We start from the raw sequence: 25,450 nt of genomic DNA, 5'->3' as shown, positions 1-25,450 counted from the left end.
CCCCGCCCATTAAATCGAAACGGCCGCCGGATCGCTCCGGCGGCCGTTATTCTTTATGAAGGCGTGGCGTCAGGCGTCGAGAGCTGCCGAAGCAGGCTGGCGTGTAGCGCTAAGCGTGACCTGCACGGTGACGCTAAAGCCCACGGTGCTTTCGTCGGGATAGCTTTCGCCCATGCCGAAGGCGCGGCGGTCAAGCACGGCCTCACCGGTCATGGTGGCCTGATCGCCTGCGATGCTCAGCGCAAAGGGCAGGGTGAGCGGAACCGAGGCGCCGCGCAGGGTCAGGGTGCCGGTGGCCTCATGTGCGTTGCCCTGGACGCGCTTCAGATCGGCTGTGAAGGCGGCAATGGGGAAGGTGGCGGTGTCGAAGAACTCCGCCCCCTTGGCCTGATCGGTGACCGCGCCGAGGGTGAGTTGCGTCGTGTCGATCTGCACGGTGACGCTGCCGGCGCCGCTGGCCTCGTCATAGTCGATCTGCGCGGTCCAGGCGGGCAGGGAGCCACTGACCGCCGCGCCCATCTGCTGAACGGTGAAGTCAAGCGTGCCCTCGCTGACTTTCCAGTTCCCGGGGGGCTGGTTTTGTGCGACGGGGGCGGGGGCCTCGGGGCGTTCAGGTCCGGCGGGAAGGGGCAACGCGCCGCCGATCACGGCTGCCCAAATGGCCAACGCGGCCAAGGGCGCGCCTGCGCCATGTGTCACGCGGCCTTCGCCCGCCGGGGTGCCGCGCGTCATCCGTGCCATGGTTGCGTCGCGGTCGATGATCACATGCTTAAGCGCGCCCAATACGTGCAGGCCGATTGCGGCGTAAAGGACAAGGGCCGAGAGCTTGTGAATTCCCTCGAACAGATGGGCGACATCGGTCGATTGTGGCACGAAGGGCAGGGTCTGGCCGAAGGGCCACAGGATCGGGGCAAAGCCCGCCTGCGCTGCGTGGCCGATCCAGCCCGAGAGCGGCATGATCAGCATCGCGCCGTAAAGCGCCCAGTGGATCAGCTCGGCCGCGAAGGTCTCGGCCCGGCGCTCGGGGTGCAGCGGCGCGGGTTTGGGCTGTGCAAGCGACCAGAGAATGCGGGCAAGCGCGGTGAAGAAGGCGGCAACGCCGATGGTCTTGTGCGCGGAATAAATCGTGACAAGCGTGGCGACGGCGGCGTCGGTATCGCGTGGCAGGTCCTCGGCATATAGCCCTAGGCCGATCGCGGACAGGATCAGAAGCGCGGTGAGCCAGTGGAAGATCCGGGCAACCGAGCCGTAGCTGTGGGAGGTGTTGGTCAGCATGGGGGCCTCGTGTGAACTTTCCCCAGACCATAGGTCTGCGCGCGCGCATGAACCACGCGGACAGGCGCACAGACTCTGTGCGCAGGTTGTTGTCAGTGCCCTCGGGTCACGCTAGACCGAGGCAAGCACAATGTGGAGGAAGCCATGAGCCGAGCATTCGTATTCCCCGGACAGGGCGCGCAGACCATCGGTATGGGCAAGGCGTTGGCCGAAGCCTATCCCGCCGCCAAGGCGGTCTTTGATGAGGTGGACGCCGCCCTGGGCGAGAGCCTGTCGAGCCTGATCTGGGAAGGCGAGATCGAAACGCTGACCCTGACGGCCAATGCGCAGCCCGCGCTGATGGCCACCTCGATCGCGGCGCTGCGCGCGCTGGAGGCCGAGGGCTTCTCGGTCAAGGACGCGGCATTCGTGGCGGGGCATTCGCTCGGGGAGTACTCGGCGCTTTGCGCGGCGGGCGCACTGAGCGTGACCGACACGGCCAAGCTGCTGCGGATCCGTGGCGAGGCGATGCAATCTGCGGTTCCGGTGGGTGTAGGCGCGATGGCCGCGCTGCTGGGTCTGGATTTCGAGACCGCGACGCGGATCGCGGGCGAAGCCGCGGCCGCTGGCACGGGGCAGGAGGTCTGTCAGGCTGCCAACGATAACGATCCCGCGCAGGTTGTGGTCTCGGGCCATAAGGCTGCGGTTGAGCGCGCGGTCGAGATTGCCAAGGCGGCCGGTGCCAAGCGCGCACTGATGCTGCCAGTCTCGGCACCGTTCCATTGCGCGCTGATGCAGCCCGCCGCCGACAAGATGGCCGAGGCGCTGGCCTCGGTGCAGATTGCGGCGCCTGCCGTGCCGGTCGTGGCCAACGTGCGCGCCGAGGCGGTGAGCGACCCCGAGGTGATCCGCCAACTGCTGATCGAGCAGGTCACCGGCTCGGTCCGCTGGCGCGAGAGCGTGCTGTGGATGGTGGGTCAGGGCGTGACCGAGTTCTGGGAGATCGGCGCGGGCAAGGCGCTGTCGGGCATGGTCAAGCGCATTGCCAAGGAAACCGTGCAAAAGAACGTGGGCGCGCCCGAGGATATCGCCGCGCTCAAGGGCTGAGGCCCGATCAAATGACGGCAGGGCGGGGCTTCGGCCCCGCCTTTTTCATGCGCTGACGATGCGCGGCTGAGCGGGGCGCACGGGCAGGGCGGTCATCTCGGCCAGACGCAGGCGGACTAGGGCCTCGTCTGCCTCGGGGGGCAGGTCGATCAGCTTGAGGCCCGCCTTGGCCAGCGCATCGCGCTTGGCTTGACTGCGCGAGATCTGGAAGTCGCTCGGAACCTCGGTGGTCGCGTGGCATTCGATCGCGGCCACGACAAAGCCGCGCCGGTCGAGCAGGGCGAGGTCGAGATGCTCGCCCGCCAGCGCCTTGTTGGCGTCTGAGAACGTGTCCTCGGTGCCATCGGGGGAGACGGCATGAACCACCTGCGACAGCGCGACTTGCGCCAGAACGCGGTGGCCATCGCCCATTTCACGCGCGATCTTTTCGAGCATCGGCAACACCCGCGCCTCAAGCCGGTTCAGAAGCGGCACGACGCGGTAGCCGTTGTTCACGACAAGGCGTTGCGGGTCGGGCTGCATCGCGGCCAGCTTGGCCAGCGTCTCATGCCCGTAGTCGCGTTCTTGATAAGAACTTTTCGATCGGTTCGTCAGCATCTTGAACAGAAGCGGCAAGGCGGCCAGCGCGACCAGCGTCAGCGGGATCTGCGCGGAACTCATGAGGTTCTCGATCACCGCGGCGAACGGGTCCATCGGGATTTCAGTCTGTGCGAGGATGTCGGTGTTCGCCATGGTTTTCGGTCGCTTGCCTGTTCGCACTTCAATAGGCGGCCAAGGTGGCGAATTTATGGCCGGGCGCGGAAAGATGCGCCCGGTGGCTGGCAGGAAGGCCGGATCGCTGCTATTGAGGCGCAAAGTTAACCTGAGGGACGACCATGTTTGATCTGACTGGGAAATCGGCGCTGGTGACCGGCGCTTCGGGTGGTATCGGCGCCGAGATCGCCAAGGCGCTGCATGCCGCAGGCGCCAAGGTCGCGCTGTCGGGCACGCGGGTCGAGCCGCTGGAGGCGCTGGCCGCCGAGCTGGGCGAGCGCGCCTTTGTCGTGCCCGCGAACCTGAGCGACGCGGCCTCGGTCGAGGCGCTGCCCAAGGCCGCCATCGAGGCGATGGGCGGGCTGGACATTCTGGTCAACAACGCAGGCATCACGCGCGACAACCTGTTCATGCGCATGTCGGACGAGGAATGGCAGTCGGTTCTGGACGTCAACCTGACCTCGTCCTTCCGGCTGATGCGTGGCGTGCTGCGCGGCATGATGAAGGCGCGTTGGGGCCGTATCATCAACATCACCTCGGTCGTGGGCGCGACGGGCAACCCCGGTCAGGGCAACTACGCTGCCGCCAAGGCGGGCATGGTGGGCATGTCGAAATCGCTGGCCTATGAAGTCGCAAGCCGGGGCATCACCGTGAACTGCGTGGCGCCCGGTTTCATCGCCACCGCGATGACTGACAAGCTCAACGACGACCAGAAATCCAAGATCCTGACGCAGATCCCGGCAGGCCGCATGGGCGCGCCCGAGGAAATCGCGGCAGCGGTTCTCTATCTGGCCAGCCCTGAGGCGGGCTATATGACCGGTGCCACTTTGCACGTCAACGGCGGCATGGCCATGGTGTGACCAGATGCCCCGAGGCTGCAAAACGGCTTGCCTTGCGGGAAGACTGTAGATATTAGCGGCTAGGACGGGCCGGGGGCTGACCCAGCCTTTCGGCTGCCTCGCTATGCGGGGCGCATCAAGCCGCTCGAACGAGCTAGAACTAGGGACGGGCAGAGGCCCTCAAACTGAGGAAATGACATGAGCGACATCGCTGATCGCGTGAAGAAGATCGTCGTGGAGCACCTGGGCGTTGAAGAGGACAAGGTCACCGAGACCGCCTCGTTCATCGACGATCTGGGCGCCGACAGCCTCGACACCGTCGAGCTGGTTATGGCCTTCGAAGAAGAGTTCGGCATCGAGATCCCGGACGACGCTGCTGAGACCATCCAGACCTTTGGCGACGCGGTGAAGTTCATCACCGAAGCCGCCTGATCCGATTTCGGATAGGTTTTCGACGGCGCCCCCTTGTGGGCGCCGTTTTGCATTCCGGGGGGTAAATGCGGGCTTTCGTGGCGATTCCGATGCCGGAAGAGGCGGTGGCGCCTATTGTCGCGCTGCAAACCCTGTTGGGCTGCGGCCGGGCGGTGGCCGAGGAGAACCTGCACCTGACGCTGGCATTTCTGGGCGAGATCAGTCTGGCCGAGGCGCAGGCGCTGGATGAGGAACTGGCCGCCATTCCCACGCAGCCTCTGGTGCTCGAACTGGCGGGCGCCGATGTGATGGATCGCGCGCGCCCCGATCTGGTCTTTGTCGGTCTGCGCAAGAACCCGCCGCTTGAGGCCCTACAGCGCCATGTGGCGGCGGCGGCGCGTGCCGTCGGGATCGATCTGGCACGGCGGCGGTTTCGCCCGCATGTGACCCTTGCGCGCTTTGGTCGCGCCTATGGTCCGGCCGAGGAATTGCGGCTTGGACGCTTCCTGGAGGCCTCGGCCGATTTCACATTGCCGGGATTCGCAGTGGGGGAATTCGTGCTTTATCACTCGACGCTCGATCCCCATGGGCCGCGTTATGACCGTCTGGCAGAATACCCCATTGGCGATCTGCCCGGGTCGGATTGGGCGGAGGAATAATCGGGAGCAATGCCGATCCGTTAAAACGCGAGGCTCCTTGACGTTGCACCCCCCGTTTTGGCCGTGTATCAGAACGGGATCGGAGGATTAACCAAAGAGGTCGAGGATGCGTCGTGTAGTCGTCACGGGTCTGGGGCTGGTCACGCCGTTGGCTTGCGGGGTCGAAGAGACCTGGGCGCGGCTCATTGCCGGGGAGTCCGGCGCCGGTCCGATCACAAGGTTCGACGCGTCGAACGTCACCACGAAATATGCCTGCGAAGTGCCGCGGGGTGATGGCTCAAACGGCACGTTCAATCCTGATGACTGGATGGAGCCGAAAGAGCAGCGCAAGGTCGATGAATTCATCCTTTACGGGATCGCTGCGGCGGTTCAGGCCGTGCAGGATTCGGGCTGGATGCCCGAGGAAGAGGAAGACCGCCTGCGCACCGGCGTAATGATCGGTTCGGGCATCGGCGGGCTTTCGACGATTGCCGAGACCGCCCTGTTGATCAGGGAAAAAGGCCCCAAGCGGGTGAGCCCGTTCTTCATCCCGGCCTCGCTGATCAACCTGATCTCGGGTCAGGTGTCGATCCGCTTCGGTTTCAAGGGTCCGAACCATGCGGTGGTCACGGCCTGCTCGACCGGCGCACATGCGATTGGTGACGCGGCCCGACTGATCATGCTGGGCGATGCCGATGTCATGGTCGCCGGTGGCGCGGAAAGCCCGATCTCGGAGATCGGGATCGCGGGCTTCAACGCCTGCAAGGCGCTTTCGACCAAGCGCGGCGATGAGCCGACCAAGGCCAGCCGTCCCTATGACGCCGACCGCGATGGCTTCGTCATGGGCGAGGGCGCGGGCGTCGTGGTGCTGGAAGAATACGAGCACGCCAAGGCGCGTGGCGCCAAGATCTATGCCGAGGTTCTGGGCTACGGTCTGTCGGGCGACGCCTATCACATCACCGCCCCGGCCGAGGATGGCGATGGTGGCTTCCGTTCCATGAAGGCTGCGATTGAGCGTGCGGGCCTGACCCCGGATGCGATCGACTACATCAACGCGCATGGCACCTCGACCATGGCCGATACGATCGAACTGGGCGCGGTGGAGCGCCTGATGGGCAATGCCGCCGCCAAGGCCACCATGAGCTCGACCAAGTCGTCCATCGGGCACCTTCTGGGGGCTGCGGGCGCGGTTGAGGCGATTTTCTGCATCCTCGCGCTGCGTGACCAGATCGCGCCGCCGACGCTGAACCTCGACAACCCGGCGGTAGAGCCCAAGCTTGACCTGGCGCCGAACAAGGCCGTCAAACGCGAGATCAACGTGGCCCTGTCGAACAGCTTCGGCTTTGGCGGTACCAATGCGAGCCTCGTGCTGGGCAAGGTCGCCAGCTGATGTGGCGCAATATTGTCTCGAACTTTCTGACCCTGCTGATCGTCGTGTTGGTGGGGGTTGCCGGGCTGGTTGCCTGGGCCAAGCAGCAATATGAGGGGTCGGGGCCATTGACGCAGGGCGTATGCCTGCGCGTTGAGCAGAACGCGACCTTCGGCCGCGTGTCTCAGGATCTGCTGGCGCAGGGGGCGATCGCGTCGGGCTATATCTTCCGGGCGGGCGCGGATTATGAAGGCAAGAGCGGGTCGCTCAAGTTCGGGTCGTATCTGATCGAGCCGGGCTCATCGATGCAGGACATCATCGAGCAGATCACCGCCGGCGGACCGTCGACCTGCGGGACCGAGTTGAACCTGCGCATCGGCGTGAACGCGCAGCAACTGATCCTGCGCGAGCTGGACGCGGCCTCGGGGCAATATGTCGAGAAGGCCAAGTTCGACCCGGTGGCCGAGGCGAAGCCCGAAGGATTCGACGAGGCGGCAAGCAAGGCCGACGTGCGACTGCGCATCACGCTGGCTGAGGGTGTGACCAGCTGGCAGGTGGTCGAGGCGCTCAAGTCTGCGGATTTCCTCAAGGGTGAGGTTGGCAAAGTTCCTGCCGAGGGCACGCTGGCGCCGGACAGCTATGAGGTGCGCCGTGGTGCTGATCGCGCCGGGCTGCTCGATGAGATGGCCAAGCGCCAGTCCGCCATTCTGGCCGCCGCATGGGAGAACCGGGCCTCGGGGCTGCCTTACGAGACGCCGGAAGAGGCGTTGGTGATGGCTTCGATTGTTGAGAAGGAAACCGGTGTGCCGGAAGAGCGGCGTCAGGTGGCGAGTGTCTTCGTTAACCGCCTCGATCAGGGGATGAAGCTGCAAACCGACCCGACCGTGATCTATGGCGTGACCGAGGGGAAGGGCGTGCTGGGCCGTGGTCTGCGCCAGTCCGAACTGAATCGCGAGACGCCCTATAACACCTATGTGGTGGCGGGGCTGCCTCCGGGACCGATCTGCAACCCCGGCCGGGCGGCGATTGAAGCTGCACTGAACCCGGATTCGACTCGGTATCTGTTCTTCGTGGCCGATGGCACCGGCGGGCATGCCTTTGCCGAGACGCTGGATGAGCATAACCGCAACGTCGCACGCTGGCGCGAGATCGAGCGTCAGCAGAAATCGCAAGGCTCAGGAAACTGATATTGCAGATAAAAACGGGCCTGCCGAGTTCTTGGCGGGCCTTTTTCCTGGGGTTCGAGAGCAACCATAGATTTAGTGCTTGACTTACAGAACGCCCTACGATAGAGATATGTCATGCTAGGAGAAGTGGGCAAGCGCCGCGGGTAACCGTCGGCGCTTTTTCATTTCGCTCGTGCGGAACAGGCATGAGGAGCGGGTTCTGTAGCACATGGATATGACTTTCTCGGGTGGGGAAGGCCCTTCAGTGGATCTGCTGAAGGAAACGGAAACTCTTTATCGGGAAGTGGCCGAAGAGCTGGCGCTGGCGATGCGGGGGGTTCGCCAGGGCGAGGTGTCGGATGCCAAGGCCGCCATGCAGGCGGTCAAGGATCTTCGCATCGCCTTCCAGATGGTAATGGATGAAAGGACACGGGTTGAAAAACTCCGCAAACAGGTTGCCGGGGTCGTCCGAGATCATGCGCTCGACTTCGACGCAGCCCGATCTGAGATCGGGCGCCGCCTGGCTCGCCTCCGCGACGCCGGAGGATGTTGACGCGTTTCTGGACGGGCTGGAGGACAACGCGCTTCTGGCCCTGCCATGGATGTTCGAGTTCTGGGCGCTGCCGCATCAGTTGCCGCCGCAGGGGGCCTGGAAAAGCTGGGTCATCATGGGCGGGCGCGGTGCGGGCAAGACGCGGGCCGGGGCCGAGTGGGTGCGCGCGCAGGTGGAAGGCGCGTGCCCGCTCGACCCCGGCAGGGCGCATCGCGTGGCGCTGGTGGGGGAAACCTTCGATCAGGTGCGCGACGTGATGATCTTCGGCGACAGCGGGATCATGGCGTGCTCGCCCCCCGACCGGCGGCCCGAGTGGGAGGCGACGCGGCGGCGCCTCGTCTGGCCCAATGGCGCGACCGCGCAGGCGTTCTCGGCGCATGAGCCCGAGGCGCTGCGAGGCCCGCAGTTCGACGCGGCCTGGGCGGACGAGCTGGCCAAGTGGAAGAAGGCCGAGGAGACGTGGGACATGCTGCAATTCGCGCTGCGGCTCGGCGATCATCCCCAGCAGGTCGTCACGACGACGCCTCGCAATGTCGGCGTGTTGAAGGCGATCCTGAACAACCCCTCGACCGTGGTGACCCATGCCCCGACCGAGGCGAACCGGGCCTATCTGGCGGCCTCGTTCCTTGAGGAGGTGCAGGCGCGCTATGCGGGCACCCGGCTCGGTCGGCAGGAGTTGGAGGGCGTGCTGCTCGACGATGTCGAGGGGGCGCTTTGGACAACGGCAGGCCTGGAGGGGGCGCGGATCGCCTCGGCCCCCGAGATGGACCGGATCGTGGTGGCGCTGGACCCTTCGGTGACGGGGGGAAGCGCATCAGACGAATGTGGGATCGTGGTCGTCGGCGCGGTGACGCGCGGGCCGGTGCAGGACTGGCGCGCGGTGGTGCTTGAGGATTGCTCGGTCCAAGGCAAGCCGACCGACTGGGCGCGGGCCGCGATCCACGCGATGGAGAAATACGGGGCCGAGCGGCTGGTGGCCGAGGTCAACCAGGGCGGCGACATGGTGGAAAGCGTGATCCGGCAGATCGACCCGCTGGTGCCGTTCAAGGCGCTGCGTGCGGCGCGGGGCAAGGCGGCGCGGGCCGAACCGGTCGCGGCGCTGTATGAGCAGGGGCGGGTGCGCCACCTTCGAAGCGGCCATCTGGGTGCGTTGGAGGATCAGATGTGCCGCATGACCACGCGCGGCTATGAGGGGCGCGGCTCGCCCGACCGGGTGGATGCGCTGGTCTGGGCGCTGACCGAGCTGATCATCGAGCCCTCGGCGCACTGGCGCCGGCCGCAGGTCAGGGGCCTCTGAGCAGGGCAGACAATCATTCGCAAGGGCCGGGATTTCCCGGCCCTTTTCTTTGGCCGGGCCCTTAGGGCCGGGCCGCGACGAGGAGAACGGGATGGGTTTGAATTTCTTTCGCAAGGCCGAGCCGGAGGGCGCGCCCGAGCAGAAGGCCTCGGTCACAGGGCGGATCGTGGCCATGGCATCGGGGGCGGGCCGGGTGGTCTGGTCGCCGCGCGATGCCGTCAGCCTGACCCGCAGCGGCTTTACCGGCAATCCGGTGGGGTTTCGCTGCGTGAAGCTGATCGCCGAGGCGGCCGCCGCTGTGCCGCTCGTTTGCCAGGACAGCGAGCGCCGCTATGAGATGCACCCGCTGATCGACCTGATCCGGCGACCGAACGCGGGACAGGGCCGGGCCGAGTTATTCGAGGCGCTTTTTGGTCAGATGCTGCTAACCGGCAACGGCTATCTGGAGGCTGTCGCCTCGGAAACCGGCCTGCCGCGCGAGCTGCACGTGCTGCGATCCGACCGGATGTCAGTCGTGCCCGGCGCGGATGGCTGGCCGGTGGCCTATGAATATGCCGTGGGCGCGCGCAAGCATCGTTTCGACATGACCGGGCACCCCGATCCGATCTGCCATATCAAGAGCTTCCATCCGCAGGACGACCATTACGGCCTGTCGCCGATGCAGGCGGCAGCGACGGCTATGGACGTTCACAACTCGGCCAGCGCATGGTCGAAGGCGCTGCTGGATAATGCCGCGCGGCCCTCGGGGGCGATCGTCTACAAGGGTTCGGACGGGCAGGGCACGCTGAGCCCCGAGCAATATGATCGGCTGGTCTTCGAGATGGAGACGCATCATCAGGGCGCACGCAATGCGGGGCGGCCGATGCTGCTGGAAGGTGGGCTCGACTGGAAACCGATGGGGTTCAGCCCCTCGGACATGGAGTTCCACGAGACCAAGTCCGCCGCAGCGCGCGAGATCGCCGTGGCCTTCGGTGTGCCGCCGATGCTGCTCGGGATACCCGGTGATGCGACCTACGCGAATTATGCCGAGGCGCACCGGGCGTTCTATCGCCTGACGGTGCTGCCGCTTGCGACGCGGGTCAGTGCGGCGGTGGCGTGGTGGCTCTCGGGTTTCATGGGCGAGGTGGTCGAGCTGAAGCCCGACCTTGACCAGATCCCGGCGCTGGCGACCGAACGCGATGCGCAGTGGAAGCGCATCGGCGAGGCCGCGTTCCTGACGGCGGCTGAAAAACGCGCGCTGCTTGGCCTGCCACCGGTCTCGGAGGAGTGAGATGGCGGCAGGCGGGTCGCGTTTTCTCAAGGAGCCGTTCGAGGTTCACGAGCAGCGCTTCGAGGCGACCGAGCGGATCATGGAGTTGCAGTTCACCCAGGTGGATCGGCGGTTGGAGCGCATCGAGGCGATGATCGAGGGGTTGGAGAGGCGGCTGTGGATGACGGTTTACGGGGTCGTGGCCGTGATCCTGACGCAGGCGGTGCAGGGCGTTCTGGAATATGCCCCGAAATAGGGAAGTGCACATGAAGACAAGTGATTATGGGCTTGAGTTAAAGTTCTCTCAGGCGGGCGAGGCGGTGCAGGTTACCGATGGTACGGTGATCGAGGGCTATGCCTCTCTTTACGGCGTTCCCGATCAGGGCGGCGATGTCGTGCAGCCCGGCGCCTATGCCCGAAGCCTTGAGCGGCTGCGGGCGCGCGGCGGCTCGGTCAAGATGCTCTGGCAGCACGATCCCGCCCAGCCGATCGGCGTGTGGGACGAGATCCGCGAGGACGCGCGTGGGCTTTATGTCAAAGGGCGGCTCTTGCTGGATGTGGAGCGTGCGCGCGAGGCGGCGGCATTGATCGGCGCGGGGGCGATTGACGGGCTGTCGATCGGCTATCGCACGGTCAGCGCCCAGAAGGACGCAAAGGGCCAGCGGCTGCTTGCGGAACTGGAGCTTTGGGAGGTCTCGCTGGTGACCTTCCCGATGCTTCGCGAAGCGCGGGTTGCGGCGAAGGGCGACAGCCCCGACCCCGAGACCTGGCGCGAGATGGTCGAGGCGCTGAACGGCGCTGCGGCGGAACTGGCCCGGCGATAAGCCCGGCTCATACCCATGGAGATCGAGTGACGATGAAGACCGAGTGCAAGGCTCGGGCCGGGACGGGTCTGTCCGACGGCCCCGCCCCGGCGACCGAGGTGAAGACCGCGCTGGCCGGTTTCCTGAAAGAGATCAAAAGCTTTCAGGATGAAGTGAAGACGAAGATGCAACAACAGGATGAGCGTTTGACCATGCTGCAGACCAAGACTTTCGCCGGGCGTCCCGCCCTTTCTGTCGCCGCCACCGAAGAGGCGCCGCATCAGAAGGCCTTCGCGGCCTATCTGCGCTCGGGCGACGATGATGCGCTGCGTGGCCTTGTGATGGAAGGCAAGGCGCTGAACACCTCGGTTTCGGCTGAGGGCGGTTACCTCGTGGACCCGCAGACCTCCGAGACGATCCGCGGTGTGCTGAAGGCCACCGCCTCGATCCGTCAGATCGCGAATGTGGTCAATGTCGAGGCGACCTCGTTCGACGTGCTGGTCGATCATACCGAGATGGGCTCGGGTTGGGCGACCGAGACCGCGACGCTGACCGAGACGGGCACGCCGCAGATCGACCGGATCTCGATCCCGCTGCATGAGCTGTCGGCGATGCCGAAGGCCTCGCAGCGGCTGCTCGACGACAGTGCCTTCGATATCGAAAGCTGGCTGGCGGGGCGCATTGCGGACAAGTTCGCCCGTGCCGAGGCAGCGGCGTTCGTCAATGGCAACGGTGTGGACAAGCCCACCGGCTTCCTCAACCATGCGTCGGTCGCGAATGATGCCTGGGCCTGGGGTTCGCTTGGCTATGTGGCGACCGGCGCCGATGGCGACTTCGCCGCGCTGAACGCCTCGGACGCGATCGTGGACCTCGTCTATGCGCTCGACGCCGAATACCGCGCCAATGCGACCTTCGTGATGAACTCGAAAACCGCCGGTGCGGTGCGCAAGATGAAGGACGCCGATGGCCGCTTTCTGTGGTCGGACGGCCTGCAGGCGGGCGAGCCGGCGCGCCTCATGGGTTATCCGGTGCTGATCGCCGAGGACATGCCGGACATCGCCTCGGGTGCTCAAGCAATTGCCTTCGGCGATTTCAAGAATGGCTACACCATCGCCGAGCGCCCCGATCTGCGCGTTCTGCGCGATCCCTTCTCGGCCAAGCCGCATGTGCTGTTCTACGCCTCGAAGCGTGTCGGCGGCGATGTGAGCGACTTCGCAGCGATCAAGCTGCTGAAATTCGCCGCCTCGTAAGGGGCGCGAAGCTGGGTGCGCGGGAGACCGGGCACCCCTGAGCCGAGAAACCGGCTTCGGGCGGGCGCGGGTTTGACCGTCGTCGCCTAGCTGCTCCCTCCGTCCGAGCGGCGGCGGGAGGGCCTGCGTCCGATCCCCGTGGCCGCGCGCCGCGGGGGCCCATGCGACTTTCGGAGTATTTTCATGATGTTGAAAGAAGTGACGGTGGTGGCCGCGGCGACACTGCCGATGGCCGCGTTTCGCGACCATCTACAACTGGGGAGCGGGTTTTCCGATCTCGAGGCGGAGGATGCCGCGCTGGAGGCCTATCTACGGGCGGCTATCGCGGCGATCGAAGGGCGGATCGCGAAGGCGCTTCTGACCCGCGATTTCGTGCTGACGCTCTCGGACTGGCGGGATGGCATCAGCCAGCCGCTGCCCGTCGCGCCGGTTGGGGCGCTGCATTCGGTGCATTTGGTCGATACCGAAGGCGCGGTTGTCGAGGTTTCGACCGCGTGCCGTCTGGTGCCCGATATGGGGCGCCCCAGGCTAGAGGCGGTCGCGAGCAGCCTGCCGCCGATCCCACGTGGGGGCGTGGTCGAGATCTGTTTTGCCGCAGGGTTCGGCGCGGGGTGGGATGAGCTTCCGGCCGATCTGATGCAGGCGGTCATGCTGCTGGCGGCGCAGTATTTCGAGCGCCGCCATGATACCGGCGCCGGGGGGGACGCGATGCCGTTTGGTGTCGCTTCGTTGATCGAGCGCTGGCGCACCGTGAGGGTTCTGGGAGGGCGCGCATGACCCCGTTTCTCAATCGCAAGCTGGTTCTGGAAGAGGCGCAGCGTAGCCCGGATGGCGGCGGAGGGCATCGCCTTGACTGGGTGCGCCTTGGCGATCTCTGGGCGCAGGTGACGGCTGGAACGGGCAATGAGCGCTCCGGTGAGGCGGTCACACTGGCCTCGGTGCCCTATCGGATCGTGGTACGCGCCGCGCCAGTAACCAGTCCGCGCCGACCGCGCCCGGATCAGCGGTTTCGCGAGGGCGCGCGGGTGTTTCGTATCCTGTCCGTGGCCGATGCCGACCCGGCGCAACGCTATCTGGTCTGTTTCGCCCGCGAGGAGGTGGTCGCATGAGCTACGCAATCTCCGCAGCGCTTCAGGCCGCGATCTATCAGCGCCTGCTGGCCGATCCCGGCGTGTCGGCCCTGGTCGGCGGTGCGGTCTATGACGCTGTGCCACCCGGCGAAGCGCCGATGACCTATGTCACGCTTGGCCCCGAGGATGTGCAGGATGCCTCGGACATGACCGGCGCGGGCGCCACGCATGATTTTGTCGTGTCGGTCGTGACCGGCGAGGCCGGGTTTCATGGAGCCAAGGAGATCGCGGCGGCGATCTCGGACGCGCTGAGCGATGCGGCGCTGGTTCTTGAGCGCGGCGCGCTGGTGGCCTTGTGGTTCGTCCGGGCCAAAGCCCGGCGCGTCGAGAAGGGTAACACGCGGCGCATCGATCTGACCTTCCGCGCGCGGGTCGAGGGCTGAGGCCCGCCGTCCCGCCTTCGGATTTGCCCCGAACGGGCAGCATTATTCACGTTATCTAGGAGACTTCGGCCATGGTGGCGCAGAACGGCAAGGACCTTCTGATCAAGCTTGACCTCAACGGAGGCGGGCAATTCGAGACCATCGCGGGGCTGCGCGCCACGCGCATCAGCTTCAATGCGGAAACGGTGGATGTGACCTCGCTGGAAAGCCAGGGCGGCTGGCGCGAATTGCTAGGCGGGGCAGGGGTGCGATCGGCTTCGATCTCAGGCTCGGGCGTGTTCAAGGATGCGGCGACTGATGAGCGCGCGCGGCAGATCTTTTTCGACGGCGAGGTGCCGAATTTTCAGGTCATCATCCCGGATTTCGGCATCGTGCAGGGGCCGTTCATGATCACCTCGGTGGAATACGCGGGCGCGCATAACGGTGAGGCCAGCTACGAGCTGAGCATGGCTTCGGCTGGCGTGCTCAGCTTCACGGCACTCTGAGGTAGCTATGGCAAACCCGTGGGCGGGAGAGGTCGAGGTTATGCTCGACGGTGAGCGGCATGTGGCGAAGCTGACGCTTTGCACATTGGCCGAACTGGAGGCCGAACTAGGGGAGGGCAGCCTGCTCGACCTGGTTCGGCGCTTCGAGAGCGGTGCTTTCTCGACGCGCGACGTTTTTGCCCTGCTGGTTGCGGGGCTGCGAGGCGGCGGCTGGCGCGGCGGCGCCGAGGATCTGCGCGCGGTGGATATCGCGGGCGGCCCGATCGAGGCCGCCCGCACTGCCGCGCAACTGCTGGCCCGCGCCTTCACGGTGCCGGGTAGCGCATGAGCGGGCTTGATTGGCCCGGTCTGATGCGGGTTGGCATGCGGGGGCTTGGCTTGCGACCGCAGGAGTTCTGGGCGCTGACCCCCGCGGAATTGGCGTTGATGCTCGGGGAGACCTCTGGGTCGCCGCCACTGACCCGCGCGCGTTTTGATGAACTGGTGGCGCGGTGGCCCGACAAGGCCGCCGCGGGCGACAGGAAAGGAACAGGCGATGGTTGAAGTCGATGGGTTGGATGGGCTGAGCGTGCAGGCCGCCCTGCTGGAGCGCAATCTTGCAGGCGCCGAGGCGATTGCCGGGGCGTTCAACGACGAGTTGGGGCGAATGCGTGAGGGAATGTTGTTTACCGGGCGCGAGGTGAACTCGCTGACCAACAGCATCGGTCGCGGGCTGCGTCGGGCGTTCGATGGGCTCATTTTCGACGGGATGAAGCTTTCGGATGCGCTGCGCTCGGTCGCGCAGACCATGGCAGACAGCGTCTATTCGCTGGCGATGCGACCGGTGCAAAACGCGCTTGGCGGCGCTGTCGCGCAGGGGATGAGCAGCGCGCTCGGCGGACTCATGCCGTTTGCGCAGGGCGGGGCATTCAGCCAGGGGCGCGTCATGCCCTTTGCCAAGGGCGGTGTGGTGAGTTCGCCGGTCGCGTTTCCGATGCGCGGCGCGACGGGTCTGATGGGCGAGGCCGGACCCGAGGCGATCATGCCGCTGACCCGAGGCGCCGATGGTCGCCTGGGCGTGCAGACAAGCCGGGGCGGGCGCGCCATCAACGTGGTGATGAACGTCTCGACACCCGATGTCGGCGGTTTTGCCCGCAGTCAGGCGCAGATCGCCGCGCAGATCAACCGCGCCCTCGCGCGCGGGCATCGTAACAGCTGAGGAAGACTACGATGGCTTTTCACGAAGTCCGGTTTCCGGCAAATCTGAGTTTCGGCTCTGTTGGTGGCCCCGAGCGGCGGACCGAGATTGTCACGCTGACCAACGGCTATGAAGAGCGCAACACGCCCTGGGCGCATTCGCGGCGGCATTACGATGCGGGCGTTGGGTTGCGATCGCTTGATGATGTCGAGCGGCTGATCGCGTTCTTCGAGGCCCGCCAAGGGCAGATGCATGCGTTTCGCTGGAAGGACTGGGCGGATTTCAAGTCTTGCCCGGCGTCGCAAAGCCCCGGCTTCGAGGATCAGTTGATCGGGATTGGCGATGGTCAGGCGACCCGTTTTCAACTCTGTAAGACCTATGCTTCCGGCGAGGCGAGTTACGTCCGCCCCATTGCAAAGCCCGTGCAGGGCACGGTTGTGGTCGGCGTTCAGGGTGATCAGCAGGTGGAGACGGTCCACTTCTCGGTCGGCCTTGAGGATGGGTGGATCACGTTCGTGGACGCGCCGGCAGAGGGCGCGCGGATCACGGCGGGGTTTGAGTTTGACGTGCCTGTCCGCTTCGACACCGACCGCATTCAGGTTTCGGTGCAGTCGTTCCAGGCGGGTGACTTGCCGCAGGTTCCCGTGGTGGAGGTGCGCCTCAGATGAGCAACGTCAATGAGTTGAACAATCACCTCGCCTCTGGCTGCACGACGGTTGCCCGTGCCTGGGCGGTTGAGCGGACGGATGGCCTGGTGCTCGGTTTTACCGATCACGACCGGGCTCTGCACTTCGATGGGATCGAGTTCAAACCTGAAAGCGGGATGACCGCCAAGGCGGTCGTGCAAAGCACGGGGCTGTCGGTGGATAACTCCGAAAGCTATGGCGCGCTAAGCTCGGATGCGATCACGGAGGAGGACATTCTAGCCGGTCGCTACGACCGCGCTCAGGTGCGGGTCTGGATTGTGAACTGGGCCGCGCCGGACCAGCGGCAGATGATCTTCCGCGGTCATATCGGTGAGATTTCCCGCTCTTCGGGCGGGTTCACCGCCGAGTTGCGCGGCCTCTCTGAGGCGCTCGGGCAGGAATATGGGCGCATCTACCACCCGCGCTGCTCCGCGGTCCTGGGAGATCGCTCCTGCCGTTTTAATCTGGACCGCGAGGGGTATTCGGTTGAACTGACCGTCGAGACTGTCGAAGGCGATGCGAGGTTCCGTTTCTCGCAGCTATCGGGGTATCAGGCGCGCTGGTTCGAAAAGGGGTGTCTTCGTGTTCTGAGCGGAAAGGCCGAAGGGCTGTTCGGCGTGATCAAGAACGACCGCATACTGGCGAGCGGAGAGCGGTCCGTTGAACTTTGGCAGCGGATCTGTGCCGCGATCCGCCCTGGGGACATGGTGCGCCTGGAGGCCGGTTGTGACCGGCGCGCGGAGACCTGTCGCTTGAAGTTCAATAACTTCCTGAATTTTCGCGGCTTTCCGCACATTCCGGGCGAGGATTGGCTTATGAGCTATCCTGTTCGCGGCGGTGCAAACGACGGTGGTAGCCTGTTCAGATGACCGAGGTCCGAATTGGTGTGAAGCGCGACATGGCGTTGCAATGCGCGCGTGAATGGATCGGGACGCCCTATCAGCATCAGGCCTCTGTCAAAGGCGCGGGCACGGACTGTCTGGGGTTGCTGCGCGGGATTTGGCGCGCGCTCTACGGATGTGAACCCGAGGCGATCCCGGCCTATACGCCGGATTGGTCCGAACCATCGCGCGACGAGCGCATCCTGATATCGGCGCGAACGCACATGATCGAGGGGCGCGGGGCGATGGTCCCGGGGCAGGTGCTGGTCTTTCGGATGCGCGACGGCGCGGTTGCCAAGCACGTTGGCCTAATGAGCGCTGGCGGCGAGCGCGCGGCGTTCATTCACGCCTACACCGGGCATGGCGTCATCGAGAGCCCGTTTTCGACACCATGGCGTCGCCGTGTGGTCGCACATTTTGACTTTCCTTGAGGAGCCGACGATATGGCTACGATTTTGCTTTCCGCAGCCGGGGCTGCGATCGGTGGTGCTTTTGGGGGAGCCGTCCTTGGCCTTTCCGGGGCGGTGATCGGTCGCGCGATCGGTGCAACGCTCGGCCGGGCGGTGGACCAGCGCCTGCTCGGGGTCGGTTCGCAGGCCGTCGAGATGGGCAAGGTTGACCGGCTCCGGCTGACCAGCGCAAGCGAGGGCGAAGCGGTCGGCAAGCTTTGGGGACGTATGCGTGTCTCGGGTCAGGTGATCTGGGCCACGCGCTTTTTCGAGACCAAGAAAGTCAAGAAAAGCGGGAAGGGTGGCCCGCGGGTTACTACGACGACCTATAGCTATTCGGTCAGCGTTGCTCTTGCGATCTGCGAGGGCGAGATCCTGCGCATTGGTCGGGTTTGGGCAGACGGTGCCGAGATCGACAAGGCGGCGCTGAACATGCGGGTTTATAGCGGCTCGGAAAGCCAGTTGCCGGATCCCAAGATCGCCGCTGTGGAGGGCGCTGATGTTGCCCCCGCATATCGCGGCATCGCCTATGTCGTGTTCGAGGATCTGGCGCTTGCAGAGTATGGCAATCGCATTCCGCAGTTCTCGTTTGAGGTTGTGCGTCCCGCGCAAGGGCCGCAGATTGACGACCTGCCCGATCTGGTGCGCAGTGTGAATGCTGTTGCGCTGATCCCAGGCACCGGTGAATACGCTTTGGCGACCCAGCCCGCATATTTCATCACCCGCTCGAAAGGGAAGAAAAGAACCACGGTTGCGAACCAGAACGCTTCTGACAGCAAGACAGATTTCGTGTTGGCGCTTGAGGCGCTTGATGAAGAGCTGCCCGAATGCGCGGCGGTCTCTCTTGTCGTGAGCTGGTTTGGCGACGATCTGCGGTGCGGCGCATGCAAGCTCCAGCCCAAGGTCGAGAAGGCCGTCGGTGATGCGAAGGGAATGCCTTGGCGCGTCTCGGGGGTGACGCGTTACGAGGCTGCGCGGGTTCCGTTACTGGACGGAAAGCCGGTCTATGGCGGCACTCCGAACGATGCTTCGGTGATCGAGGCGATCACAGCACTGCGGGAGTCCGGAAAGTCGGTGACATTCTATCCGTTCATCCTGATGGATCAGTTGGCGGATAACGGCTTGTCGGACCCGTGGTCTGATGCGGAGGATCAACAGGCATTGCCCTGGCGTGGCCGAGTGACATTGGCTGAGGCGCCGGGCCGCCCGGGATCGGCGGATCGGTCGGCGGAAGCCCAAGCGCAGGTGCGCGCGTTCTTCGGGAACGTGGCGATCAATCACTTCGTGATCGAAAGCCAGGAAGTCTCGTACACAGGCCCGGATGAGTGGTCGATGCGCCGCTTCATCCTGCACTACGCGCATCTTTGTGCCGCGGCGGGCGGTGTGGATGCGTTCTGTATCGGCTCGGAAATGGTCGCGCTGACCCAGATCCGGGGCGCGGGCGACAGCTTTCCCGCCGTAGAAGAACTGAGGCGTCTCGCGGCCGATGTGCGCAAAATATTGGGGCCGGATTGCAAGATTGGCTACGCGGCCGACTGGTCCGAATACTGGGGATATCAGCCTGGCGACGGCTCGCGTTACTTCCATCTCGATCCGCTCTGGGCCGACGACAATATCGATTTCATCGGGATCGATAACTACATGCCTGTCTCGGACTGGCGCGATGGCGACAATCATGCCGATCAGGCCTGGGGGTCGATCTATAATATAGACTATCTCCAAGCGAATATCGAAGGCGGGGAGGGGTTCGATTGGTTTTACGAGAGCGTCTCTGATCGCGAGCGGCAAATCCGGACTCCGATCCGCGATGGCGCGCATGGTGAGGATTGGATCTGGCGCTACAAGGATATCCGCGCGTGGTGGGAAAACCCGCACCACGAACGCATTAGCGGCGTTCGCGCGGCCGAGCAGACGGATTGGGTGCCACGTTCGAAACCGATCTGGTTTACCGAACTCGGCAGCGCGGCCGTGAACAAGGCGACAAACCAGCCCAACAAGTTCGTGGACCCCAAAAGCTCGGAGAGTGCCCTTCCCTATTTCTCGGACGGTGGGCGCGATGAGTTCATTCAGATGCAGTATCTGCGCGCGGTGCTCGATTATTGGAAGAACCCGGACAAGAACCCCGTATCCGAGGTCTTTGGTGGCCCGATGGTCGATACATCGCGTGCGCATGTCTGGGCCTGGGATGCGCGCCCCTATCCGCAGTTTCCGTCCAATCTTTCGCTTTGGGCGGATGGTGAGAACTATGCGAGGGGGCACTGGATCTCCGGCCGTTCTTCGGCGCAGCCGCTGGCGAATGTCGTTGCAGAGGTTTGTAGCGATGCCGGGGTGCGGGAGATCGACACCTCCGGGCTTTACGGGGTTGTGCGGGGTTATGTGACCTCGGGCGGTGTCACCGGGCGTGGTGCGCTGCAGGGCCTTGGCTTGGCTTATGGTTTTGACGCGGTAGAACGTGATGGCGAGCTGGCGTTCGTAATGCGGGACGGCAAGGCAAGCGCGGTGTTGAGCGAAGACGATCTGGTTGAAGGGGCAGATCACGGCGGCGTCGAGGCCACGCGTGCGCCAGAGGCGGAACTCGCTGGCCGCATCCGGTTGACTTATGTCGAGGCGGATGGAGATTTCGAGGTTCGCGCCGTCGAGGCGGTGTTCCCCGATGAGCGCGCGGGGGCAGCCTCCGTGACGGAGTTACCGATCGCACTGTCGCGTTCTCAGGCCGTGGGCGTGTCGGAGCGGTGGCTTTCCGAAGCACGGGTGGCACGGGATGGCGTGCGGCTGGCGGTGGCGCCCTCGCGCAATGACCTGAAGACCGGAGACGTTTTCGATTTGCTCCAAGATGGTGAATCGCGCCTCTATCGCGCGGACCGGATTGAACGCGCAGAGGCGCTGCAGATCGAGGCAACGCGCATCGAGGCCTCGGTCTACTTGCCGTCGGATGAGGTGGAGGAGAATACGACGCTCAAGCCCTTCACGGCTTTGACTCCCGCGACGGCAGTGTTCCTCGATCTGCCTTTGCTGACCGGGCAGGAAAACCCCTACGCTCCGCATCTCGCTGTGTCTGCCGAGCCTTGGCCGGGTGAGGTTGCGGTCTATTCCGCAAGCGACGACTATGGATACGGCTTGAACATACTGGTTGAGGGCCACGCGGCTATTGGCGAAACGCTTTCGCCGCTCGCGGCTGCGCAACCCGGCGTCTGGGATCGAGGAGCACCACTGCGCATCGCCCTTGCTTCGGGTGAGTTGGAATCCGCCGACGTCGCGCGGGTCTTCAACGGAGCCAACCTGATTGCCATTGGCGATGGTTCGTCCACGAATTGGGAGTTGTTCCAGTTCGCGCAGGCGACGCTTGTCGAGTCCGATGTCTGGGAAGTCAGTCTGCGTCTGCGTGGCCAGCTTGGTACGGATACGAATATGCCGGAAGTCTGGCCGGTCGGCAGCACGGTCGTCCTGATCGACGAGGCACCCAAGCAGATCGAAGCCATTGCCTCGGCCCGAAACCTGGCGCGTCACTATCGGATTGGCCCTGCAAGTAGACCCTATGATGACCCCTCTTACGAGCATGTCGTTTCGGCATTCCCGGGTATTGGTCTGAGACCGCTCAGCCCTGTGCATCTCAAGTCAAATCGAACGGCGAGTGGCCTTACGTTCGAATGGACCCGCCGTACCCGGATTGATGGTGATAGTTGGGAAGGGGTGGATGTCTCGCTTGGCGAAAGCATCGAGCAATATTGTGTCCGAGTGCTCGTGATTGGCGCCATCCGTCGAGAAGATGTCACCGCCGTCCCGATGTGGACCTATTCGGACACGATGCGGGAAAGTGATGGGATCTCAGATGATTTCGAGATACACGTCGCCCAGATTTCCGAGGTCTTCGGGGCCGGATCCTGGGCGAAGTTGTCGGTGTCTGTGGGGTGAGCAGAAGACCTAACGCGCCGAATGCGGGCTTTTATCTCTCTCAGACTTCCCCTATTCCGCAATCAGCCTATGTGATAGGCTCGTTACAGGAAGAAGGAGCCTCAAAATGGCTGAAACACGCGCGAAATTCGCAACGGTCGATCCGGTCTGGTCGCGTATTTGCGATGAGGCGCGTGCGGCCGTTCAGGACGAGCCGCTGCTTGGAGCTCTGATCCATGCGGGTCTTTTGCATCATTCGACAATGGAGCGGGCTCTGGCCTATCGGTTTTCGCTCAAGCTCGCTTCGGGCGAAATGAGCGAACAGATCTTGCGTGAGATCGCGGATGAGGCCTATGGCGAGGATGCTGACTTGGGCCAGTCGGCCCGCGCCGACCTTGTCGCCGTGTTCGACCGGGATCCCGCTTGCCATCGCTTCTTGCAGCCGATGCTCTTTTTCAAAGGGTATCAAGCGCTTCAGTCCTATCGCATTGCGCATTGGTTGTGGCGTCAGGGGCGTCGCGATATGGCCTATTTCGTGCAGATGCGAACCTCCGAGATCTTTGGCGTCGATATTCATCCCGCGGCCCGGATCGGGAAGGGCGTGATGATCGACCACGCGCACTCGATCGTCATCGGTGAGACCGCGGTCGTGGGCGACAACGTGTCGATGCTGCATTCGGTGACCCTTGGCGGGACCGGTAAGGAAGAGGAAGACCGTCATCCCAAGATCGGCGATGGCGTCCTTATTGGTGCGGGAGCGAAGGTTCTGGGGAATATCAAGGTTGGGGCAAACAGCCGCATTGCCGCAGGTTCGGTGGTGCTGGAGGAAGTGCCCTGCTGCAAAACCGTCGCCGGTGTGCCCGCGAGGATCGTGGGCGAGGCGGGCTGCGATCAGCCATCGGTCAAGATGGATCACCGTCTGAAAGACTGCGAAGACTAATTGAAAAGGCCGGGGCATCGCTCCGGCCTTTTTTGTTTTCTGGCTCAGGCGAGCATCGCAACGGGGTTCTCGAGGTTCTCGACAATCGCCGACAGCAGTTGCGCACCAAGAGCACCGTCGATCACGCGGTGGTCGACAGACAGCGTCATCGACATCATTGTCGCGACTTCGATCTCGCCCGCACCGTTGACGATCGGCTTCTTTACACCGGTCCCGACTGCAAGGATCGCGCCATGCGGAGGATTGATCACGGCGTCGAAGTTTTCGATGCCGAACATCCCCAGGTTCGAGATCGCAAAGCTGCCGCCCTGATACTCATGCGGAGCGAGCTTGCGGTCACGGGCGCGCTTGGCAAGATCCTTCATCTCGGAAGAAAGCTTGGAGAGCGACTTGCCTTCTGCATCCTGAAGAACCGGCGTGAACAGCCCGCCTTCGATCGCAACGGCTACGGCCACATCCGAAGCTTTCATCTTCAGCACACGATCACCCGCCCAGACAGCATTCGCGTCCGGCACGGCCTGAAGCGCAAGCGCGCAGGCCTTGATGATGAAGTCGTTGACCGACAGCTTCACGCCACGGCTTTCCAGCTTACGGTTCAGATCGCCACGGAACGCCATCAGCGCATCCAGTCGAACTTCGCGACGCAGATAGAAGTGCGGAATGGTCTGCTTGGCCTCGGTCAGGCGCGCCGCGATGGTCTTGCGCATCCCGTCGAGCGACACTTCCGTGTAGCTGCGACCGTCATAAAGTTTGGTGATGGCCGAGGCCGACACTGCGGGCGCAGCCGGAGCAGCAGCGGCAGCGGCGGGGGCAGGTGCAGCCGGGGCTGCAGCGGCCTTCGGCGCGACACTCGCACCCTCCACATCCGCCTTGACGATCCGGCCGTGCGGGCCAGTGCCTTTGACGGTCGCCAGATCAAGGCCCTTCTCCGCGGCGATGCGACGGGCAAGGGGCGAGGCGAACACGCGCTGGCCGTCGGCCTTCGGTGCTGCCGGGGCAGGGGCCGGCGCCGCTGCGACCGCCGCAGGAGCCGTGGCGGCGGCCGGAGCCGCAGCTGCTTCCGGCGCGGGGGCCGCAGCCGCCGGGGCGGCGGCGCTGGCATCTTCGCCTTCCTCGACGAGAATAGCGATGGGCGTGTTCACCTTCACGCCGGCGGTGCCCGCAGCGATCAGGATCTTGCCGACGATACCTTCGTCCACGGCCTCGAATTCCATCGTGGCCTTGTCAGTTTCGATCTCGGCCATGATGTCGCCGGCCGAGACGGTATCACCCTCTTTCACCAGCCATTTCGCGAGCGTCCCTTCCTCCATCGTCGGGGACAGTGCGGGCATCAGGATTTCGGTTGCCATTGTTCTTCCCCCTCAGCGATAGGTGACCTGTTTCACGGCGGCGACGATTTCGTCGGGCGTGATCAGGGCCAGTTTTTCAAGGTTGGCAGCATAGGGCATCGGAACGTCCTTGCCCGTGCAGTTGATGACCGGAGCGTCGAGGAAATCGAACGCGCGCTCCATGATCGTGGCGCTCAGGTGGTTGCCAATCGAGGCGACCGGCCAGCCCTCTTCGACGGTCACGCAGCGGTTGGTCTTCATGACCGAGGCAAGCACGGTGTCATAGTCGATCGGGCGCAGCGTGCGCAGGTCGATCACCTCTGCCGAGATGCCCATCTCCGCCAGCTTGTCCGCCGCTTCGAGCGTATGAGCCATACCGATCCCGAACGAAACCAGCGTCACATCGGTGCCTTCGCGCCAGATGCGGGCCTTGCCGAACGGAATGGTGAAGTCGTCCAGCACCGGAACCTCGAACGACCGGCCGTAGAGGATCTCGTTTTCGAGGAAGATGACCGGGTTCGGGTCGCGGATCGCCTGCTTGAGCAGACCCTTCGCGTCCGATGCCGAATAGGGCATCACCACCTTGAGGCCGGGGATCTGCGCATACCACGCCGCGAAGTCCTGCGAGTGCTGCGCGCCGACCCGAGCCGCCGCGCCGTTAGCGCCACGGAACACGATCGGACAGCCCATCTGCCCGCCCGACATATACAGCGTCTTGGCGGCCGAGTTGATAATGTGATCAACGGCTTGCAGGGCGAAGTTGAACGTCATGAACTCGACGATCGGGCGCAGGCCACCGAAGGCCGAGCCGACCGCGATACCGGTAAAGCCGTATTCGGTGATCGGCGTGTCGATCACGCGCTTGGCGCCGAACTCGTCCAGCAGACCCTGGCTGATCTTATAGGCGCCCTGGTATTCTCCGACTTCTTCACCCATCAGGTAAACCGTCGGATCGGCGCGCATTTCCTCGGCCATGGCCTCGCGCAGCGCTTCGCGCACGGTCATCGTCTTCATCGGCGTGCCTTCCGGCCAGTCCGGCGAGGCTTTCGAGACGACCTCGACCGGGGCTGCCGCCACGGCAGCAACCGGAGCGGCCGCATCCGCGACAGGCGCGGCGACGGGGGCCGCGGCTGCGGCAGGGGCCGCATCGGCGCTTTCGCCTTCTTCGACCAGGATGGCGATCGGCGTATTGACCTTCACGCCGGCCGTGCCTTCGGCCACAAGGATCTTGCCGACGATACCTTCATCGACGGCTTCGAACTCCATCGTCGCCTTGTCGGTCTCGATCTCGGCGATGATCTGGCCGGATTTGACCTCGTCGCCTTCCTTGACCAGCCATTTCGCAAGCGTCCCTTCCTCCATCGTGGGGGAGAGCGCGGGCATCAGAATTTCGGTTGCCATGATATCACTC

At 64.4% G+C, this 25,450-nt stretch carries 28 protein-coding genes; 24 read left to right on the top strand and 4 right to left on the bottom strand.

The annotated features are described in order from the left end of the window. Positions 1-69 precede the first annotated feature (69 nt). Positions 70-1,275, bottom strand: coding sequence for a cytochrome b/b6 domain-containing protein (locus KTQ37_RS04065; protein WP_218629196.1), 1,206 nt, complete (start codon positions 1,273-1,275; stop codon positions 70-72). Positions 1,276-1,419: 144 nt separating this feature from the next. On the opposite strand from KTQ37_RS04065, the gene fabD reads away from it, so the two are divergent. Then, positions 1,420-2,361 carry an ACP S-malonyltransferase gene (fabD, locus tag KTQ37_RS04060; protein WP_218629195.1) on the top strand — a complete coding sequence of 314 codons (942 nt, stop codon included), beginning with the start codon at positions 1,420-1,422 and terminating at the stop codon, positions 2,359-2,361. 45 nt (positions 2,362-2,406) lie between these two features. Here fabD and KTQ37_RS04055 read toward each other — a convergent pair whose 3' ends face one another. Then, positions 2,407-3,093 carry a DUF2726 domain-containing protein gene (locus tag KTQ37_RS04055; protein WP_218629194.1) on the bottom strand — a complete coding sequence of 229 codons (687 nt, stop codon included), beginning with the start codon at positions 3,091-3,093 and terminating at the stop codon, positions 2,407-2,409. A gap of 143 nt (positions 3,094-3,236) precedes the next feature. On the opposite strand from KTQ37_RS04055, the gene fabG reads away from it, so the two are divergent. From fabG to cysE, 23 genes are all read left to right on the top strand, one after another. Next, positions 3,237-3,974 (top strand): 3-oxoacyl-ACP reductase FabG, encoded by a 738-nt coding sequence (fabG, locus tag KTQ37_RS04050; protein ID WP_218629193.1) that lies wholly within the window; start codon positions 3,237-3,239, stop codon positions 3,972-3,974. A gap of 177 nt (positions 3,975-4,151) precedes the next feature. Further along, a complete protein-coding gene (locus tag KTQ37_RS04045) occupies positions 4,152-4,385 on the top strand; it encodes an acyl carrier protein (protein WP_013067402.1) in 234 nt (77 codons plus the stop codon). A 65-nt stretch (positions 4,386-4,450) separates the two neighbouring features. Further along, positions 4,451-5,023 carry an RNA 2',3'-cyclic phosphodiesterase gene (gene thpR / locus KTQ37_RS04040; protein ID WP_218629192.1) on the top strand — a complete coding sequence of 191 codons (573 nt, stop codon included), beginning with the start codon at positions 4,451-4,453 and terminating at the stop codon, positions 5,021-5,023. 106 nt (positions 5,024-5,129) lie between these two features. Further along, on the top strand, positions 5,130-6,392 hold the full coding sequence (fabF, locus tag KTQ37_RS04035; protein ID WP_218629191.1) for a beta-ketoacyl-ACP synthase II: 1,263 nt from the start codon (positions 5,130-5,132) through the stop codon (positions 6,390-6,392). Then, the gene (mltG, locus tag KTQ37_RS04030; protein WP_218629190.1) at positions 6,392-7,558 is read left to right on the top strand and encodes an endolytic transglycosylase MltG; all 1,167 of its coding nucleotides are present in this window, start codon (positions 6,392-6,394) and stop codon (positions 7,556-7,558) included. Before fabF ends, mltG begins: the two co-directional genes overlap by 1 nt. 208 nt (positions 7,559-7,766) lie before the next feature. Continuing rightward, positions 7,767-8,090, top strand: a complete 324-nt coding sequence (locus KTQ37_RS04025; RefSeq protein ID WP_218629189.1) for a hypothetical protein — start codon at positions 7,767-7,769, stop codon at positions 8,088-8,090. After that, on the top strand, positions 8,014-9,387 hold the full coding sequence (locus KTQ37_RS04020) for a DNA-packaging protein (RefSeq protein WP_218629188.1): 1,374 nt from the start codon (positions 8,014-8,016) through the stop codon (positions 9,385-9,387). Before KTQ37_RS04025 ends, KTQ37_RS04020 begins: the two co-directional genes overlap by 77 nt. A 91-nt stretch (positions 9,388-9,478) precedes the next feature. After that, positions 9,479-10,657, top strand: coding sequence for a phage portal protein (locus KTQ37_RS04015; RefSeq protein ID WP_218629187.1), 1,179 nt, complete (start codon positions 9,479-9,481; stop codon positions 10,655-10,657). A 1-nt stretch (position 10,658) separates the two neighbouring features. Further along, complete coding sequence (locus KTQ37_RS04010) at positions 10,659-10,892, top strand: GTA head formation protein, RCAP_rcc01685 family (protein ID WP_218629186.1); 234 nt, start codon at positions 10,659-10,661, stop codon at positions 10,890-10,892. 10 nt (positions 10,893-10,902) lie between these two features. Beyond that, positions 10,903-11,460 carry an HK97 family phage prohead protease gene (locus KTQ37_RS04005; RefSeq protein WP_218629185.1) on the top strand — a complete coding sequence of 186 codons (558 nt, stop codon included), beginning with the start codon at positions 10,903-10,905 and terminating at the stop codon, positions 11,458-11,460. A gap of 32 nt (positions 11,461-11,492) precedes the next feature. Next, on the top strand, positions 11,493-12,689 hold the full coding sequence (locus tag KTQ37_RS04000; RefSeq protein WP_218629429.1) for a phage major capsid protein: 1,197 nt from the start codon (positions 11,493-11,495) through the stop codon (positions 12,687-12,689). A 183-nt stretch (positions 12,690-12,872) separates the two neighbouring features. Next, the gene (locus tag KTQ37_RS03995) at positions 12,873-13,466 is read left to right on the top strand and encodes a head-tail connector protein (RefSeq protein ID WP_218629184.1); all 594 of its coding nucleotides are present in this window, start codon (positions 12,873-12,875) and stop codon (positions 13,464-13,466) included. After that, a complete protein-coding gene (locus tag KTQ37_RS03990; RefSeq protein ID WP_218629183.1) occupies positions 13,463-13,798 on the top strand; it encodes a head-tail adaptor protein in 336 nt (111 codons plus the stop codon). Before KTQ37_RS03995 ends, KTQ37_RS03990 begins: the two co-directional genes overlap by 4 nt. Beyond that, positions 13,795-14,202: a DUF3168 domain-containing protein gene (locus KTQ37_RS03985; protein ID WP_218629182.1), complete on the top strand. Its 408-nt coding sequence runs from the start codon at positions 13,795-13,797 to the stop codon at positions 14,200-14,202. Before KTQ37_RS03990 ends, KTQ37_RS03985 begins: the two co-directional genes overlap by 4 nt. A 71-nt stretch (positions 14,203-14,273) precedes the next feature. Beyond that, positions 14,274-14,687, top strand: coding sequence for a phage major tail protein, TP901-1 family (locus tag KTQ37_RS03980; protein ID WP_218629181.1), 414 nt, complete (start codon positions 14,274-14,276; stop codon positions 14,685-14,687). Between the two features lie 7 nt (positions 14,688-14,694). Further along, complete coding sequence (locus KTQ37_RS03975) at positions 14,695-15,015, top strand: gene transfer agent family protein (RefSeq protein ID WP_218629180.1); 321 nt, start codon at positions 14,695-14,697, stop codon at positions 15,013-15,015. Continuing rightward, entirely contained in the window at positions 15,012-15,230 is a 219-nt protein-coding gene (locus KTQ37_RS03970; RefSeq protein WP_218629179.1) for a rcc01693 family protein, read from the top strand. The genes KTQ37_RS03975 and KTQ37_RS03970 overlap by 4 nt, the downstream gene beginning before the upstream one ends. Continuing rightward, positions 15,223-15,885, top strand: a complete 663-nt coding sequence (locus tag KTQ37_RS03965; RefSeq protein WP_218629178.1) for a phage tail tape measure protein — start codon at positions 15,223-15,225, stop codon at positions 15,883-15,885. The genes KTQ37_RS03970 and KTQ37_RS03965 overlap by 8 nt, the downstream gene beginning before the upstream one ends. Positions 15,886-15,896: 11 nt before the next feature. Then, positions 15,897-16,532: a DUF2460 domain-containing protein gene (locus KTQ37_RS03960; RefSeq protein WP_218629177.1), complete on the top strand. Its 636-nt coding sequence runs from the start codon at positions 15,897-15,899 to the stop codon at positions 16,530-16,532. Continuing rightward, on the top strand, positions 16,529-17,419 hold the full coding sequence (locus tag KTQ37_RS03955; protein WP_218629176.1) for a DUF2163 domain-containing protein: 891 nt from the start codon (positions 16,529-16,531) through the stop codon (positions 17,417-17,419). The genes KTQ37_RS03960 and KTQ37_RS03955 overlap by 4 nt, the downstream gene beginning before the upstream one ends. Beyond that, a complete protein-coding gene (locus KTQ37_RS03950; RefSeq protein ID WP_236021061.1) occupies positions 17,416-17,862 on the top strand; it encodes a C40 family peptidase in 447 nt (148 codons plus the stop codon). The genes KTQ37_RS03955 and KTQ37_RS03950 overlap by 4 nt, the downstream gene beginning before the upstream one ends. A 12-nt stretch (positions 17,863-17,874) precedes the next feature. Further along, positions 17,875-21,792 (top strand): baseplate multidomain protein megatron, encoded by a 3,918-nt coding sequence (locus tag KTQ37_RS03945; RefSeq protein WP_218629175.1) that lies wholly within the window; start codon positions 17,875-17,877, stop codon positions 21,790-21,792. A 106-nt stretch (positions 21,793-21,898) separates the two neighbouring features. Beyond that, complete coding sequence (cysE, locus tag KTQ37_RS03940; protein WP_218629174.1) at positions 21,899-22,711, top strand: serine O-acetyltransferase; 813 nt, start codon at positions 21,899-21,901, stop codon at positions 22,709-22,711. A 44-nt stretch (positions 22,712-22,755) separates the two neighbouring features. On the opposite strand, the gene KTQ37_RS03935 is transcribed toward cysE, so the two are convergent. Together KTQ37_RS03935 and KTQ37_RS03930 are read right to left on the bottom strand one after the other, a co-directional pair. Next, a complete protein-coding gene (locus tag KTQ37_RS03935) occupies positions 22,756-24,060 on the bottom strand; it encodes a pyruvate dehydrogenase complex dihydrolipoamide acetyltransferase (protein WP_218629173.1) in 1,305 nt (434 codons plus the stop codon). A 12-nt stretch (positions 24,061-24,072) separates the two neighbouring features. Then, the gene (locus tag KTQ37_RS03930) at positions 24,073-25,440 is read right to left on the bottom strand and encodes a pyruvate dehydrogenase complex E1 component subunit beta (RefSeq protein ID WP_218629172.1); all 1,368 of its coding nucleotides are present in this window, start codon (positions 25,438-25,440) and stop codon (positions 24,073-24,075) included. Positions 25,441-25,450 lie beyond the last annotated feature (10 nt).

The organism is Sedimentimonas flavescens (assembly GCF_019264375.1).
Lineage (GTDB): Bacteria > Pseudomonadota > Alphaproteobacteria > Rhodobacterales > Rhodobacteraceae > Rhodobacter > Rhodobacter flavescens.
This window is presented reverse-complemented; position numbering and strand designations above follow the sequence as displayed.

What these genes read in the sequence shown, in the direction of transcription:
- KTQ37_RS04065 (WP_218629196.1), bottom strand. Translation starts at nt 1,275, where the DNA reads ATGCTGACCAACACCTCCCACAGCTACGGCTCGGTTGCCCGGATCTTC.
- fabD (WP_218629195.1), top strand. Translation starts at nt 1,420, where the DNA reads ATGAGCCGAGCATTCGTATTCCCCGGACAGGGCGCGCAGACCATCGGT.
- KTQ37_RS04055 (WP_218629194.1), bottom strand. Translation starts at nt 3,093, where the DNA reads ATGGCGAACACCGACATCCTCGCACAGACTGAAATCCCGATGGACCCG.
- fabG (WP_218629193.1), top strand. Translation starts at nt 3,237, where the DNA reads ATGTTTGATCTGACTGGGAAATCGGCGCTGGTGACCGGCGCTTCGGGT.
- KTQ37_RS04045 (WP_013067402.1), top strand. Translation starts at nt 4,152, where the DNA reads ATGAGCGACATCGCTGATCGCGTGAAGAAGATCGTCGTGGAGCACCTG.
- thpR (WP_218629192.1), top strand. Translation starts at nt 4,451, where the DNA reads ATGCGGGCTTTCGTGGCGATTCCGATGCCGGAAGAGGCGGTGGCGCCT.
- fabF (WP_218629191.1), top strand. Translation starts at nt 5,130, where the DNA reads ATGCGTCGTGTAGTCGTCACGGGTCTGGGGCTGGTCACGCCGTTGGCT.
- mltG (WP_218629190.1), top strand. Translation starts at nt 6,392, where the DNA reads ATGTGGCGCAATATTGTCTCGAACTTTCTGACCCTGCTGATCGTCGTG.
- KTQ37_RS04025 (WP_218629189.1), top strand. Translation starts at nt 7,767, where the DNA reads ATGGATATGACTTTCTCGGGTGGGGAAGGCCCTTCAGTGGATCTGCTG.
- KTQ37_RS04020 (WP_218629188.1), top strand. Translation starts at nt 8,014, where the DNA reads ATGCGCTCGACTTCGACGCAGCCCGATCTGAGATCGGGCGCCGCCTGG.
- KTQ37_RS04015 (WP_218629187.1), top strand. Translation starts at nt 9,479, where the DNA reads ATGGGTTTGAATTTCTTTCGCAAGGCCGAGCCGGAGGGCGCGCCCGAG.
- KTQ37_RS04010 (WP_218629186.1), top strand. Translation starts at nt 10,659, where the DNA reads ATGGCGGCAGGCGGGTCGCGTTTTCTCAAGGAGCCGTTCGAGGTTCAC.
- KTQ37_RS04005 (WP_218629185.1), top strand. Translation starts at nt 10,903, where the DNA reads ATGAAGACAAGTGATTATGGGCTTGAGTTAAAGTTCTCTCAGGCGGGC.
- KTQ37_RS04000 (WP_218629429.1), top strand. Translation starts at nt 11,493, where the DNA reads ATGAAGACCGAGTGCAAGGCTCGGGCCGGGACGGGTCTGTCCGACGGC.
- KTQ37_RS03995 (WP_218629184.1), top strand. Translation starts at nt 12,873, where the DNA reads ATGATGTTGAAAGAAGTGACGGTGGTGGCCGCGGCGACACTGCCGATG.
- KTQ37_RS03990 (WP_218629183.1), top strand. Translation starts at nt 13,463, where the DNA reads ATGACCCCGTTTCTCAATCGCAAGCTGGTTCTGGAAGAGGCGCAGCGT.
- KTQ37_RS03985 (WP_218629182.1), top strand. Translation starts at nt 13,795, where the DNA reads ATGAGCTACGCAATCTCCGCAGCGCTTCAGGCCGCGATCTATCAGCGC.
- KTQ37_RS03980 (WP_218629181.1), top strand. Translation starts at nt 14,274, where the DNA reads ATGGTGGCGCAGAACGGCAAGGACCTTCTGATCAAGCTTGACCTCAAC.
- KTQ37_RS03975 (WP_218629180.1), top strand. Translation starts at nt 14,695, where the DNA reads ATGGCAAACCCGTGGGCGGGAGAGGTCGAGGTTATGCTCGACGGTGAG.
- KTQ37_RS03970 (WP_218629179.1), top strand. Translation starts at nt 15,012, where the DNA reads ATGAGCGGGCTTGATTGGCCCGGTCTGATGCGGGTTGGCATGCGGGGG.
- KTQ37_RS03965 (WP_218629178.1), top strand. Translation starts at nt 15,223, where the DNA reads ATGGTTGAAGTCGATGGGTTGGATGGGCTGAGCGTGCAGGCCGCCCTG.
- KTQ37_RS03960 (WP_218629177.1), top strand. Translation starts at nt 15,897, where the DNA reads ATGGCTTTTCACGAAGTCCGGTTTCCGGCAAATCTGAGTTTCGGCTCT.
- KTQ37_RS03955 (WP_218629176.1), top strand. Translation starts at nt 16,529, where the DNA reads ATGAGCAACGTCAATGAGTTGAACAATCACCTCGCCTCTGGCTGCACG.
- KTQ37_RS03950 (WP_236021061.1), top strand. Translation starts at nt 17,416, where the DNA reads ATGACCGAGGTCCGAATTGGTGTGAAGCGCGACATGGCGTTGCAATGC.
- KTQ37_RS03945 (WP_218629175.1), top strand. Translation starts at nt 17,875, where the DNA reads ATGGCTACGATTTTGCTTTCCGCAGCCGGGGCTGCGATCGGTGGTGCT.
- cysE (WP_218629174.1), top strand. Translation starts at nt 21,899, where the DNA reads ATGGCTGAAACACGCGCGAAATTCGCAACGGTCGATCCGGTCTGGTCG.
- KTQ37_RS03935 (WP_218629173.1), bottom strand. Translation starts at nt 24,060, where the DNA reads ATGGCAACCGAAATCCTGATGCCCGCACTGTCCCCGACGATGGAGGAA.
- KTQ37_RS03930 (WP_218629172.1), bottom strand. Translation starts at nt 25,440, where the DNA reads ATGGCAACCGAAATTCTGATGCCCGCGCTCTCCCCCACGATGGAGGAA.